This is a genomic window from Bradyrhizobium sp. T-1, assembly GCF_053592855.1.
The window spans coordinates 4,738,720-4,751,215 of the sequence record NZ_CM132115.1 but is presented as its reverse complement, the minus strand read 5'-3'; the positions used below and the strand labels follow the sequence as shown (position 1 = coordinate 4,751,215).

At 64.9% G+C, this 12,496-nt stretch carries 10 protein-coding genes; 4 read left to right on the top strand and 6 right to left on the bottom strand.

Annotation, left to right across the window (positions count from 1 at the left end; genetic code table 11):
• The first annotated feature begins 21 nt into the window (after positions 1-21).
• Positions 22-2,154: a type I secretion system permease/ATPase gene (locus tag ACWAT4_RS23095; protein ID WP_449728142.1), complete on the top strand. Its 2,133-nt coding sequence runs from the start codon at positions 22-24 to the stop codon at positions 2,152-2,154.
• Positions 2,141-3,595 (top strand): HlyD family type I secretion periplasmic adaptor subunit, encoded by a 1,455-nt coding sequence (locus ACWAT4_RS23090; RefSeq protein WP_449728141.1) that lies wholly within the window; start codon positions 2,141-2,143, stop codon positions 3,593-3,595. Before ACWAT4_RS23095 ends, ACWAT4_RS23090 begins: the two co-directional genes overlap by 14 nt.
• Before the next feature lie 105 nt (positions 3,596-3,700).
• Here the strand turns inward: ACWAT4_RS23090 and ACWAT4_RS23085 are convergent, their stop codons facing one another.
• From ACWAT4_RS23085 to ACWAT4_RS23075, 3 genes are all read right to left on the bottom strand, one after another.
• Positions 3,701-5,563 (bottom strand): ABC-F family ATP-binding cassette domain-containing protein, encoded by a 1,863-nt coding sequence (locus ACWAT4_RS23085; protein ID WP_449728140.1) that lies wholly within the window; start codon positions 5,561-5,563, stop codon positions 3,701-3,703.
• A 45-nt stretch (positions 5,564-5,608) separates the two neighbouring features.
• Positions 5,609-5,782 carry a hypothetical protein gene (locus tag ACWAT4_RS23080; protein ID WP_212299427.1) on the bottom strand — a complete coding sequence of 58 codons (174 nt, stop codon included), beginning with the start codon at positions 5,780-5,782 and terminating at the stop codon, positions 5,609-5,611.
• Positions 5,783-5,994: 212 nt separating this feature from the next.
• Positions 5,995-6,255, bottom strand: a complete 261-nt coding sequence (locus tag ACWAT4_RS23075) for a sulfur globule protein precursor (RefSeq protein WP_212299428.1) — start codon at positions 6,253-6,255, stop codon at positions 5,995-5,997.
• Positions 6,256-6,568: 313 nt separating this feature from the next.
• Here ACWAT4_RS23075 and ndk point away from each other — a divergent pair, with 313 nt between their 5' ends.
• Positions 6,569-6,991: a nucleoside-diphosphate kinase gene (gene ndk / locus ACWAT4_RS23070; RefSeq protein WP_212027602.1), complete on the top strand. Its 423-nt coding sequence runs from the start codon at positions 6,569-6,571 to the stop codon at positions 6,989-6,991.
• Between the two features lie 38 nt (positions 6,992-7,029).
• The gene (locus tag ACWAT4_RS23065) at positions 7,030-7,893 is read left to right on the top strand and encodes a TerC family protein (protein WP_449728139.1); all 864 of its coding nucleotides are present in this window, start codon (positions 7,030-7,032) and stop codon (positions 7,891-7,893) included.
• An 8-nt stretch (positions 7,894-7,901) separates the two neighbouring features.
• Here the strand turns inward: ACWAT4_RS23065 and ACWAT4_RS23060 are convergent, their stop codons facing one another.
• Genes ACWAT4_RS23060 through ACWAT4_RS23050 form a run of 3 tightly spaced genes read right to left on the bottom strand, consistent with a single transcriptional unit; the run spans position 7,902 to position 12,418 of the window.
• Positions 7,902-8,213, bottom strand: a complete 312-nt coding sequence (locus ACWAT4_RS23060; RefSeq protein ID WP_212299430.1) for a DUF3240 family protein — start codon at positions 8,211-8,213, stop codon at positions 7,902-7,904.
• Positions 8,210-11,284, bottom strand: a complete 3,075-nt coding sequence (locus ACWAT4_RS23055) for an efflux RND transporter permease subunit (protein WP_449728138.1) — start codon at positions 11,282-11,284, stop codon at positions 8,210-8,212. Before ACWAT4_RS23055 ends, ACWAT4_RS23060 begins: the two co-directional genes overlap by 4 nt.
• Positions 11,285-12,418 carry an efflux RND transporter periplasmic adaptor subunit gene (locus ACWAT4_RS23050; RefSeq protein WP_449728137.1) on the bottom strand — a complete coding sequence of 378 codons (1,134 nt, stop codon included), beginning with the start codon at positions 12,416-12,418 and terminating at the stop codon, positions 11,285-11,287. It lies immediately after the preceding gene.
• Positions 12,419-12,496: the final 78 nt, after the last annotated feature.

Sequence of the window (12,496 nt, the reverse complement as noted above, 5' to 3'; positions counted from 1 at the left end):
CTGGTGTGGAGGAAAACCCCCATGACAACGCAAACGGTCTCGACTGATACCGGGCTCGACGCGCTCTTGACCTTGCTTCACCTGCAAGGCGTGGCGGCCGACCGCGATCAGCTCAAACACCGGCTCGGTGCCGCAAGCTTTGGCGCAGCGGACATTGTCCGTTGCACCAGATCTCTCGGAATGAAGGCACGAACCTATCGCACGCAGTGGCGCCGTCTGCCGGAGTGCCCGTTGCCGGCGATCGCGATGCTGCGTGACGGCAGCTTCATGGTCATTGCCAAAGCCTCCGCCGACAAGGTGCTGGTGCAGTCGCCGGTGGCGCAGCGGCCGGTGTTCATGGCGCGCGACGAGCTCAGTGCGATCTGGGACGGCGGATTGATCCTGATGACCCGGCGCGCCGGACTGTCCGATCTCGGGCGCCGGTTCGACATCACCTGGTTCATCGGCGCGATCGCCAAATACCGTCGCCTGTTCGGCGAAGTGCTGGCCGCCTCGTTCTTCCTCCAGCTCTTTGCGCTGGTGTCGCCGCTGTTCTTCCAGGTCGTGATCGACAAGGTGCTGGTGCACCGCTCGCTGTCGACGCTCGACATTCTCGTCATCGGCCTCGTCGTGGTCTCGCTGTTCGACACCGTGCTCGGGATCCTGCGCAACTATCTGTTCGCGCATACGACCAACCGGATCGATGTCGAGCTGGGGGCGCGCCTGTTCAACCATTTGCTGGCGCTGCCGATGGCCTGGTTTCAGGCGAGGAGAGTCGGCGATTCCGTGGCGCGGGTTCGCGAGCTCGAGAACATTCGCAATTTCATCACCAGCTCGTCGCTGACGCTGGTCGTCGACCTTGTCTTCACCTCGGTCTTCCTGGCGGTGATGTTTGCCTATTCGCCGCTGATGACCTGCATCGTGCTCGGATCGTTCCCGTTCTACATCGCGATTTCGGCGGTGGCGACGCCGCTGTTCCGGCGCAGGCTGGAGGAGAAATTCCGCCGCGGCGCCGAGAACCAGGCTTTTCTGGTCGAAAGTGTCAGCGGCATCGAGACGCTGAAGGCGATGGCGGTCGAGCCGCAGATGCAGCGCCGCTGGGAAGAGCAGCTTGCCGGCTACGTTTCCGCGAGCTTTGGCGTCACCAGCCTCGGCAACACCGCAAGCCAGCTCGTGCAGTTCGTCAGCAAGGTCGTTACTGCCGCGGTCCTTTATGTCGGTGCGAGGCTCGTGATTGGCGAGGCCTTGACGGTCGGCGAACTCGTTGCTTTCAACATCTTTGCAGGACGCGTCTCTGCGCCGGTGCTGCGGCTGGCGCAGGTCTGGCAGGATTTTCACCAGGCACGGCTCTCGATCGCGCGGCTCGGCGATATCCTCAACAGCACCGCGGAGCCAGCTTACGCGGCGGGCCGCGCCGGGTTGCCCGCACTGCGGGGCAATATCCGCTTCGAGCATGTCGCGTTTCGCTACCGGCTCGACGGACCGGAAATCCTGCACGACGTTTCGTTCGATATTCCGGCCGGGCAGACCGTCGGCATCGTCGGCTCGTCGGGGTCGGGCAAGAGCACCTTCGCAAAACTGGTGCAGCGGCTCTACGTGCCGCAGGGCGGACGCGTGCTGATCGACGGCATGGATCTGGTGATGACCGATCCGGCCTGGCTGCGGCGGCAGATCGGCGTCGTGCTGCAGGAGAACATGCTGTTCAACCGTTCGGTGCGCGACAACATCGCATTGGCCGATCCGACCCTGCCGATGGACCGGATCATGGAGGCGGCAAAGCTTGCGGGCGCGCATGATTTCATTATCGAGCTGCCTGAGGGCTACGACACCGTCGTCGGCGAGCGCGGCTCGACGCTCTCGGGCGGGCAGCGCCAACGCATCGCCATCGCCCGCGCGCTGGTGACCAATCCCCGCATCCTGATCTTCGACGAGGCGACCAGCGCGCTTGATTATGAGAGCGAGCGGATCATCCACGACAACATGAAGGACATCGCGAAGGGCCGCACGGTCCTGATCATCGCGCATCGTCTGTCCACCGTCCGCGGCGCCGACCGCATCTTCACGCTGGAGCGCGGCCGTCTGGTCGAGGACGGCACGCATGAGGCGTTGATCAGGAACGGTGGCCGCTACGCCGTGCTGCATCGTCTCCAGGGAGGGATCTATGAGGTCGGCTAGCGCTGCGCAGGCTGCTCGTCCGGAGCAGACCATCGTTCCCTTCCGGAATGCCAAGGGCCGGCGCCCTGAGGAAATCGCTTTCCTGCCGGCGGCGCTGGAGATCACGGAAAGCCCGCCATCGCCGATCGGTCGCGCCATCGCGTTTGCGCTGATGGCGCTTGTCTGCGCGGCGCTCGCGTGGTCGGCCTTGGGCACGATCGACATTGTGGCGTCAGCGACCGGCAAGGTCGTGTCGAGCGGGCGCAGCAAGGTGGTGCAGCCGTTCGAGACCGGCGTGGTGCGCGCCATCCATGTACAGGATGGGCAGGCGGTCAAATCGGGCGATGTACTGATCGAGCTCGATCCGACCGTGAATGCCGCGGAGCGCGATCGCCTGCATGATGATCTCGTGGCCGAACGGCTCAACAGCGCGCGCCTCCGCGCGGCATTGAGTGCCGGCGACGATGGCTCTGTCGATCTTGTTCCGCCAGGGGAGGCCGATCCCTTGCTGGTCGCGACGCAGCGGCAGCTCCTGACCAACCAAGTCGGCGAGCACCGTGCCAAGCTCGCGGGCCTCGAGCGCCAGGAGGCGCAGAAGGACGCCGAGCATCAGACCATCGCGGCGACGATTCACAAGCTGGATGCATTGCTCCCGGTGACCCAGCAGCGCGTCGATATCCGCAAGACGCTGATGGAGAAGGAGATCGGCTCCAAGCTGACCTATTACGAGACCCTTCAGCTCCAGATCGAGCAGCAGGAGGAGCTCGGTGTCCAGCGCAGCCGCCTGAAAGAGGCCGAGTCCGCGGTCGCCGCGATCCGCGAGACCCGCATCCAGGCGGAGGCCGAATATCGCAAGAGCCTGTCCGATGAGCTCGCCAAGAGCGAGCAGAAGGCCAATGGCCTCGCGCGCGATCTGATCAAGGCGCAGCAGCGGACGAAGCTGCAGCAGCTGACGTCGCCTGTCGACGGCGTCGTGCAGCAGCTTGCGGTCCATACCGTCGGCGGCGTGGTCACCCCGGCGCAGTCGCTGCTCGTGATCGTGCCGACGGACACGCGGCTCGAGATCGAGGCGATGATCTCCAACCGCGACATCGGCTTCGTCGAGGCCGGGCAGGGCGCCGCCATCAAGATCGACACCTTCAACTTTACTCGCTACGGCCTCTTGGAAGGTCGGGTCGCGAGCGTTTCGCAGGATGCCATCATTCGCGACCGTCCGCCGGAGCGCGGAAGCGATCGCGCGCTGGGCACGCAGCACGACAGCAGCGAGCCCAACGGGCAGGAACTCGGCTACAGCGCCCGCATCTCGCTCGATCGCACCCAGATGCAGGTGGACGATCGTCTCGTCAGCCTGTCCCCGGGAATGGCGGTGACGGTGGAAATCCGGACCGGATCGCGCACCATCCTGAGCTATCTTTTGTCGCCGCTGCAGCGTTACCGGCACGAGATCATGCGGGAACGCTAGGGTGCGCCAATTAGTAAAATGTTTTCAATGACTTGATACAGGTCGATGAAGCTGCCCCGGCAACCACCCCGCTACTGTGCATGGGGTTGTTTTGCAGTTTTTGATCTAGCCCGCCGCCTCGTCGAACTGCGCGCTCGCCTCCAGCCATTGTTCTTCGGCGCGCGCCAGCGCATCGGCCGCATTGGCGCGCGCCTTCGACAGCTGCGCGGCCTGCTTGGGATCGCGGGTGAAGATGTCGGGCAGCGCCAGCGCCGTGTCGATCTTGGCGATGATGTCGGTGACGCGTGCGATCTCGCTCTCGGCTTCCGCGATCCGCTTCTTCAGCGAGCCGCGATTGTCCGACTTCGGGCGCGGCGGCTTCTCGCTTGCCGCGTTGCGCTCGCGCGGGGCGGGTTCGGCGTTGCGCGCGGACAGCACCATGCGGCGGTACTCGTCGAGGTCGCCGTCGTAGTTGGTCACGGTGCGGTCGGCGACGATCCAGAGCTGGTCGGCGCAGGCCTCGATCAGATAGCGGTCGTGCGAGACCATGATGATCGCGCCGGGGAATTCGTTGATGGCCTCGGCCAGCGCGGCGCGGCTGTCGATGTCGAGATGGTTGGTCGGCTCGTCCAGGATGATCATGTTGGGGCCGTAGAACGTCGCAAGCCCCAGCAGCAGCCGGGCCTTCTCGCCGCCCGAGAGTTTTCCGGCCTTGGTGTCGGCCGCCTTGCCGGAGAAGCCGATCGCGCCGGCGCGGGCCCGTACCTTGGCCTCGGGCGCGTCGCCCATCAGCTTGCGGACGTGGTCGTAGGCGGAGGCGTCCTCGTTCAGCTCGTCGAGCTGATGCTGCGCGAAATAGGCGATCGACAGCTTGTCGGCGCGCGTCACCTTGCCGGAGAAGGGGGCGAGACGCGCGGCGAGCAGTTTGACCAGCGTCGACTTGCCGTTGCCGTTGGCGCCGAGCAGCGCAATGCGGTCGTCATTGTCGATGCGCAGCGTCACGCGGCTCAGCACCGGGGTGGCGGGATCGTAGCCGACCGAAACATTGTCGACGGCGATGATCGGCGGCGACAGCAGCTTCTCCGGCGCCGGAAAGGTGATCTCGCGCACGTCCTCCGTCACCAGCGCCGTGATCGGCTTCAGCCGCTCCAGCATCTTGACGCGAGACTGCGCCTGGCGCGCTTTGGAGGCCTTGGCCTTGAAGCGGTCGACGAAGGATTGCAGGCGGGCGCGCTCGGCTTCCTGGCGCTTGACCGCCTTGGCGTCGAGCAGCTCGCGCGCGGCGCGCTGTTCCTCGAACGAGGAATAGGTGCCCTTGTAGAGCGTGAGCTTGCCGCGCTCCAGATGCAGGATCTGGTCGACCGAGCTTTCGAGCAGGTCGCGGTCGTGGCTGATCACGATCACCGTGCGCGGGTAATGCGCGAGGTGATCCTCGAGCCACAGCGTGCCTTCGAGGTCGAGATAGTTGGTGGGCTCGTCGAGCAGCAGGAGGTCGGGAGCTGCGAACAGGGTTGCAGCCAGTGCGACGCGCATGCGCCAGCCGCCGGAGAATTCGGCGCAGGGCCGCAGCTGATCCGTGGCGGAGAAGCCGAGGCCGGACAGGATTGCGGCGGCGCGGCTCGGGGCCGAATGCGCGTCGATGTCGACGAGCCGGGTCTGGATCTCGGCGATCCGGTGCGGATCGGTCGCGGTCTCTGCTTCAGTGAGCAGCGCGTCGCGCTCGAGGTCCGCCTTGAGCACGACCGAGATCAGGCTTTCCGGGCCGTTCGGCGCCTCCTGCGCCAGGCTGCCCACGCGCCAGCGCGGCGGCAGCGTCACCGAGCCGTGCTCGGCCGTAAGCTCACCGCGGATCACCTTGAACAGCGTCGATTTACCGGTGCCGTTGCGGCCGACCATGCCGACTCGCGAGCCGGGCGCGATCTGCACGGAGCTACTATCGATCAGAAGGCGCCCCGCAAGGCGGATGGAGAGGTCGGTGATGGAGAGCATGCGGCCTTGTCACCGCAAGGCGCGTCGAACGCAACCCCGTTTTTGTCAGTGCGAGTCGCGGTCGCGCCGCTTCAGCTCGTCGAGAAGCTGCTCGAGATGCGTCGGGAGCCGGGGTTCGGGGCGAAGGCTCTGCTGCAGCCGCTCGCCTACGGCATCACAGATCGAGCGGCTGGTGCGCCCGTCGATCTGTTCGCTGTCATTGGCAGAAAGGCCGGGCATCGCAGGGTTCCGTGTTTGCAAAGTAACGACACGGTACCAAGTCACAGGCCCCCAAAATGGTTTCGCGGGCCGTGGGCAATGCCCGGCATTCTAGTAAAAATTGTATGAATCCGTCGTGCCTGCCCAAAAGCAAGGCCCCGGCGGGGGGAACGCCGGGGCCTCTCTTGGAAGGTACCGCAGGGGGGAACGGCACCTCGGGAATTCATCTGGGCTTAGTAGCAGCGGTTGATCAGTCGCCAGCGGGGGCCCCAAGGGGTCGGAACCAGCCGGCGCACATAGCAGCCGCCATAGCCGTAAGCGACGGGAGCGGCATAGACGCGCGGTCCGCCCCAACCCCAGCCGCCGTGATGCCAACCGCCACCGCCGTGCCAGCCCCAGCCGCCGCCATGCCAGTGAGCGGAGGCGGAGGTGGGAGCCAGCGCGGCACCCAGCGCGACCGCGGCGACTGCAGCGAGCGAAAGTTTCCTCAACATGGTGATCTCCTCAAAACTGCCGGCGCGGGGCTATCGCGTCGATGGAAAGGCCGCCGAAACGGTCCGCCTCAGGGGGAAGGCTTCGGTTTCGATAGACCTGACGTTACGCCAGCGAGGCTGAACCAAACCCTGACGGAGCCTTCAGATTGGGTTCATCTGGGTGAAATCGTTGTAATCCATGTTGGAATTCCCGCCCTTAACCTGCGGCGAAGCGCCCTGTGAGGCCGTTCCGGCGGTCGCTTGCCGGATCGCAAAGGCGCCGATATAAGCCCCGCAACTCCGAACCACCCTTTTTCTCTTCAAGGACAAGATCATGGCCATCGAACGCACTTTCTCGATCATCAAGCCCGACGCGACCGCGCGTAACCTCACCGGCGCCGTGAACGCCGTGATCGAGAAGGCGGGCCTGCGCATCGTCGCGCAGAAGCGCATCCGCATGACCAAGGAACAGGCCGAGACGTTCTACGCCGTCCACAAGGCCCGCCCGTTCTTCGGCGAGCTCGTCGAGTTCATGACCTCGGGTCCGGTCGTGGTCCAGGTGCTGGAAGCCGAGGGCGCGATCGCCAAGTATCGCGACGCCATGGGCGCGACCGATCCGTCGAAGGCTGCCGAGGGCACTATCCGCAAGCTCTACGCCAAGTCGATCGGCGAGAACTCTGCCCACGGTTCGGACGCTCCGGAAACCGCCGCGATCGAGATCGCGCAGTTCTTCTCGGGCAACGAGATCGTCGGCTAAAGCCAATACGTTAAGTCGACGGGACGAAAGGATTCATTGTGAACTGGCTCTGGCAGATCTTCGATCCAGCAACGATCGGGGCATTCTTCACCCAGTTCCGCAATGAAATGGCCGAACCGACCTTCTGGATCGCGGTCGGCAAGATCATCTGGATCAACATCCTTTTGTCCGGTGACAACGCGCTGGTCATTGCGCTCGCCTGCCGCGGACTGAAGCCGCGGCACCGGCTGTGGGGCATGGTGCTCGGCGCTGGCGCTGCGGTGCTGCTGCGGATCATCTTCACCGGCATCGTCGCGAGCCTGATGGAGCTGCCGTACCTGAAGCTGGTCGGCGGCCTCGCGCTGATCGTGATTGCGGCAAAGCTGCTGGTGCCGGAAAACGAGGACGAGGACGACGTCGAGTCGGCCTCGTATCTGTGGCAGGCGGTGCAGATCGTCGTCGTTGCCGACATCATCATGAGCCTCGACAACGTCATTGCGGTCGCCGCGGCCGCCAATGGCAGCGCACCGCTTTTGGTCCTCGGCCTTGCCATCAGCGTGCCGCTGATCGTCGCCGGTGCGGCGCTCATCATGGCTTTGCTGTCGAAACTGCCGATCCTGGTTTGGGCCGGTGCGGCACTGCTCGGCTGGATCGCCGGCGAGGTGGTCGCGACCGATCCCGGCATCGCGCCGAAGCTGCACTCGCTATCCGAGGGACCGCTCGGCGTCTCGCTGGACAAAATACTCGGCGGCCTGCACATCCCGCCACAATTCGCCCATGGCGGGTCAGGTGGCGAGTATCTCTGCGCCGCGCTCGGTGTCGTGGTCGTGCTGCTGGTCGGCTGGATCTGGCGCCGGCGCAGCCTGCATGCGGCTGCGCTTGAGGCCTCCGAGCAGCACGCCAAGGCATCGGCTGAAGGCTAGCTCGTTGTTCAGTCGATGACGCCGAATTCCGTCACGGGCGTCGCCCAAAAGACGAGCTTGGTTCCGGCAAACGAAACCCGAAGACGGTCGAGCAGGCGGGTGGCATCATCCCGCACCAATATCACCTGCACCATGGCTTGATCGGCGTGGCCCTGGACGCGTTCGGCGGCCGTGCGCAGCCGGACTTCGCCGCCGTGGCCGGCCGCGTGCGAGGCCGTAAAGCCCGAGACAAGGTCGCTCTGTTCGGCGAGATAGTCGAACACCTCTTCACGGAGCTGACGCGGCACAATCAGGGTGAGGCAGACCTGCTGGTCGGTCATTTGGCCACCTTCGACGTGCCGCCGTAGCGGCGATACAGGATCGGCAGGAGGATCAGGGTCAGCACCGTGGAGGACAGCAGCCCTCCGATCACGACGACGGCAAGCGGTCGCTGGACTTCGGATCCCGGACCTGAGGCAAACAGCAGCGGGATCAAGCCAAGCGCCGTGATGCTTGCGGTCATCAGCACCGGCCGAAGCCTGCGCATTGCGCCTTCGACGACGATACGATGTTCGCTCAGGCCGTGGGCTCGCAGTTGGTTGAAGTAGGAGACCAGGACGACACCGTTGAGAACGGCAATCCCGAGCAGCGCGATGAATCCGACCGACGCCGGTACCGACAGGTACTCACCCGTGAAGACCAGCGCGAAGACGCCGCCGATCAGGGCGAAGGGAATGTTCACCAGCACGAGCAAGGCCTGCCGGATCGCTCCGAACGTCGTGAACAGCAGCACAAAAATCAGACCGATCGCCACGGGGACGACGACGGACAGGCGTGCGGAGGCACGTTGCTGGTTCTCGAACTGGCCGCCCCACGTCAGCCGATAGCCGTCCGGGAGCTGGAGTTCTGCCGTGACCTTCTGGCGGGCCGCTTCGACGAAGCCGACCATGTCACGGCCCCGGACGTTGGCTCGAACCACGCTCATGCGAGTGCCATCTTCGCGATCGATCTTGACCGGGCCGTCCACGCGTTGAATTCGGGCGACCTGCGACAGCGCAACGTGCTGCCCCGACGCGAGCGTCAGCGGAAGGCTCGAGAGCAGCGACGGCGCCTCCCTCGTCGCGTTGCTACCTCGGACGAGAATCGGTGTGCGGCGTCCCTCCTCGAGCGCGGTTCCGATCGTTCGCCCCTCGATTTGCGTGCGGAGCGAATTGGCAATGGCGTCGACCGTCAGGCCGAGACGTCCGGCCTCCATTCGATTGACGGAAACCGTATAATATTGAGCGCCTTCGTTGAGCGTGGTGTAGACGTCTTCGGCACCGTCGATGCCGGACAGGATGGCCGACAGCTTTGCCGCGATTTCGTTCAGCCTGGCGATCTCCGGGCCGAAGATCTTGACCGCGACGTCGCCACGTACGCCGCTGATCATCTCCTGCACACGCATGTCGATCGGCTGAGTAAAGCTAAGCGAGATGCCGGGAAAGCCGGAGAGAACCTCACGCAATTTCTGCAGCAGGGCCTCTCGATTGTCGGTCTGCCTCTCGGCGGCTGGCTTCAGCACGAGGAATGTGTCGGTCTGGTTCGGCCCCATGGGGTCCAGGCCGAGCTCGTCGGATCCGGTCCGTGCGACGATGCCGGCAATGTCAGGCACAGCCAGCAGCGCGGCCTGCAGCCTCCCGTTGATGGCAAGCGATTCGTCGAGATTGACGGAAGGAAGCGTTTCCACGCTGACGATGACGTCGCCTTCGTCCATGGTCGGCATGAAAGTCTTGCCGAGCTTCGCATAGGCCAAGCCCGCAGCGAGCAGGCCGATCAGGGCCGCAGCCATGACCTTGCGCTCGTTGCTCAAGGCCCAGTCCAGTGCCGGCGCGTAGACGCGCTGGGCCGCACGAACGATCAGAGGATCGCGATGTGACGCAGATTTGAGCAGGAAGGACGTCGCGACCGGAATCACGGTCAGCGCGAGCAACAGTGAGCCGGCGAGCGCGAAAATGATCGCCAGTGCGACGGGGATGAAGAGCTTCCCCTCCAGTCCCTGGAGCGTCAGCAGGGGGACGAACACGATGATGATGATCAGGACGCCCGAGGCCACCGGCTCAAGGACTTCGCAAACCGACCGGTAGACCAAATGGATCAGCGGAGCCCCCTTGCCTGGCTCGTGCTTGCCGAGGTTGCCGACGATGTTCTCGACCACAACGACCAGCGCGTCGATCAACATGCCGATCGCGATCGCAAGTCCGCCGAGGCTCATCAGGTTGGCCGACATTCCCGCCGCACGCATGACGATCAGCGCAATGACGATGGCGAGAGGCAGGCTGAGGGCGATCACCAGCGAGGCCCGCCAGTTGCCGAGGAAAAGCAGCAGAAGCACGATGACGAGGGCGGTGGCCTCGCCAAGAGCGCGCACAACGGTCCCGACGGCGCGGTCGACCAGGCGGCTGCGATCATAGAACACGTTGATTGAAACGCTCTTCGGCAGCGAGGGTTGCAGCTCCGCAAGGCGAGCCCGCACGTCGCGGACGAGCTGTCCCGCGTTGGCGCCGCGCAAACCGAGCACGAGCCCCTCGACCGTTTCGCCGCGGCCGTTCGACGTGACGGCACCATAGCGTGTCAGCGTTCCGACTTTGACGCTCGCGACGTCATTGACGAGGATCGGGACCCCCTCGCGCGTGTCCACGACGATGGCCTTGATGTCCTCGATCGAACGGATGCTGCCTTCGATCCGCACCAGGGCGCTGTCCTCGCCCTGGTTCACCCGACCGGCGCCGTCGTTGCGGCTGTTGGCCTCGATGGCCCGGCGAAACAGGTCGTAGGAAATGCCGCGGGCGGCAAGCGCGTCATTTCGCGGAACGATCTCGAAGGCTCGCACGTAGCCGCCCAGCGCGTTGACGTCCGCAACGCCGGAGACCGTGCGCAGGGCCGGTCGGATCACCCAGTCGAGCAGGGTTCGACGCTCGGCGAGTGAAAGCTCGGCGCTGTCGATCGTGAACATGAACATTTCGCCCAAAGGGCTCGTGATCGGGGCAAGACCGCCGCTGACTCCGTCAGGGAAATCGCGCGAGATATTGGACAGTCGTTCCGAAACCTGGTTGCGTGCCCAGTAGATGTCGGTCCCGTCCTCGAAATCGACGGTGATATCGGCCAGCGCATATTTCGTGGTTGAACGCAGGATCTTCTTGTTCGGCAATCCGAGCAGCTCGAGCTCGACGGGCACTGTGATGCGCTGCTCGACCTCTTCGGGGGTGAGGCCTGGCGCCTTCATGATGATCTTCACCTGAACCGGCGAGACGTCGGGAAACGCATCGATCGGCAGGCTGGGCAACAGGACAGCACCGGCGCCGATCAACAGCAGCACGCTCAGGACGACGAACAGCCGCTGCGAAAGCGCGAATGCGACCAGACGCCGGAGCATCTATTGCCCCAATCCCGAGAGAATGCCGCGGAGCGCCGAGATGCCGCCGATCGCGATCTCGTCGCGATCGGTGATCGGGCCGGATACCACGACATGGTCCTGGTCTTCGGCAAGAAGCGTGACCGGAACGAGCCGGAAACCGCCATCGAAGGCGACGAACACGGAGGTCTGCTCACCGCGCCGGACCAGCCCGGCATAGGGGATCTCCCAGGCGCTGTCGCCGGCGGAGAGAAAGCCGATGCGAGCTGCGGCGGTCTGGCCGGGATGCAGTTCGCCGTCGTTGGGGATCTCCGCACGGACCAGGATGGTCTGGGTGGCGGGATCTGTCGTCTCGGAGACCAGCACGACCTTGCCGGGCGTGGCATAACCCTCGATCTCGACTTTCGCCCCGGTGCGGATCGCTCGAATGCTGGCAGCGGGAACCGCAATTTCGGCCCATAACGGCGAGAGCCGCGCCAGCTTGACCAGCGGCGCGGATTGTTCGAGCCGCTGCCCCGGCGATACCGCGACGTCGACCACGGATGCGGTCTGCGGTGCGTTGACCGTGAGCGTGGCGCTGATCGCAGCTTCCTGGACTAGCCGCGAAATTGCCTCGTCGGACATTCCGCTCAGACGCAGCATCTGCCGACGTTCGGCGACCACGAGAGTGGCCTGGCGCGCCTCGGCCTGGCTCGCCTCGAGCACGCGTTGCGGGATCGCCTTGCCCTCGAACAGATCGATGTTGCGTTTGAGCTGTTGGCTTGCGAGCAGCTCCTGCGCGATCGCGTGCAGATAGTCGCGCTGCTGGGAGACGAAGTTTGGACTTTCCAGGACAACCAGCGGCTGGCCGGCCGAGATGCGGTCGCCGCGACCGACCGGGAGGCCGGCCACCATGCCGGCCACGGGCGCGCTGACCACCCACAATTGCAGCGTGGGGATCACGATCTGGACGGGGTAGGGCAGCGTCAGGTCGGTCCTGCTTGCGACCGGATGGGCGACGCGCACGCCAAGATTTCGCGCCTGCGGCTCGCTCAGCTTGAGCTCGTCCTGCGCTCCGAGCACCGGGGACGAAAAGCCGAGAGCGAGCGCGGACAGGATAAGCGCAGCCAATTTCCGACCGCGAATCGGGAGGCGAAGCCCATGTTGGAGTTGCATGGCAGAAGTGGTCCGAAACAACGTGAGGACACGTTAATCCGGCGGGACGCGGCCTCGTTGATTTGCATCAACCGACGT

Excerpts from the sequence above, each read along its gene's own strand:
- ACWAT4_RS23090 (WP_449728141.1), top strand. The coding sequence starts at position 2,141 with ATGAGGTCGGCTAGCGCTGCGCAGGCTGCTCGTCCGGAGCAGACCATC.
- ACWAT4_RS23075 (WP_212299428.1), bottom strand. The coding sequence starts at position 6,255 with ATGTTGAGGAAACTTTCGCTCGCTGCAGTCGCCGCGGTCGCGCTGGGT.
- ACWAT4_RS23055 (WP_449728138.1), bottom strand. The coding sequence starts at position 11,284 with ATGCTCCGGCGTCTGGTCGCATTCGCGCTTTCGCAGCGGCTGTTCGTC.
- ACWAT4_RS23080 (WP_212299427.1), bottom strand. The coding sequence starts at position 5,782 with ATGCCCGGCCTTTCTGCCAATGACAGCGAACAGATCGACGGGCGCACC.
- ACWAT4_RS23060 (WP_212299430.1), bottom strand. The coding sequence starts at position 8,213 with ATGACCGACCAGCAGGTCTGCCTCACCCTGATTGTGCCGCGTCAGCTC.
- ACWAT4_RS23050 (WP_449728137.1), bottom strand. The coding sequence starts at position 12,418 with ATGCAACTCCAACATGGGCTTCGCCTCCCGATTCGCGGTCGGAAATTG.
- ndk (WP_212027602.1), top strand. The coding sequence starts at position 6,569 with ATGGCCATCGAACGCACTTTCTCGATCATCAAGCCCGACGCGACCGCG.
- ACWAT4_RS23095 (WP_449728142.1), top strand. The coding sequence starts at position 22 with ATGACAACGCAAACGGTCTCGACTGATACCGGGCTCGACGCGCTCTTG.
- ACWAT4_RS23085 (WP_449728140.1), bottom strand. The coding sequence starts at position 5,563 with ATGCTCTCCATCACCGACCTCTCCATCCGCCTTGCGGGGCGCCTTCTG.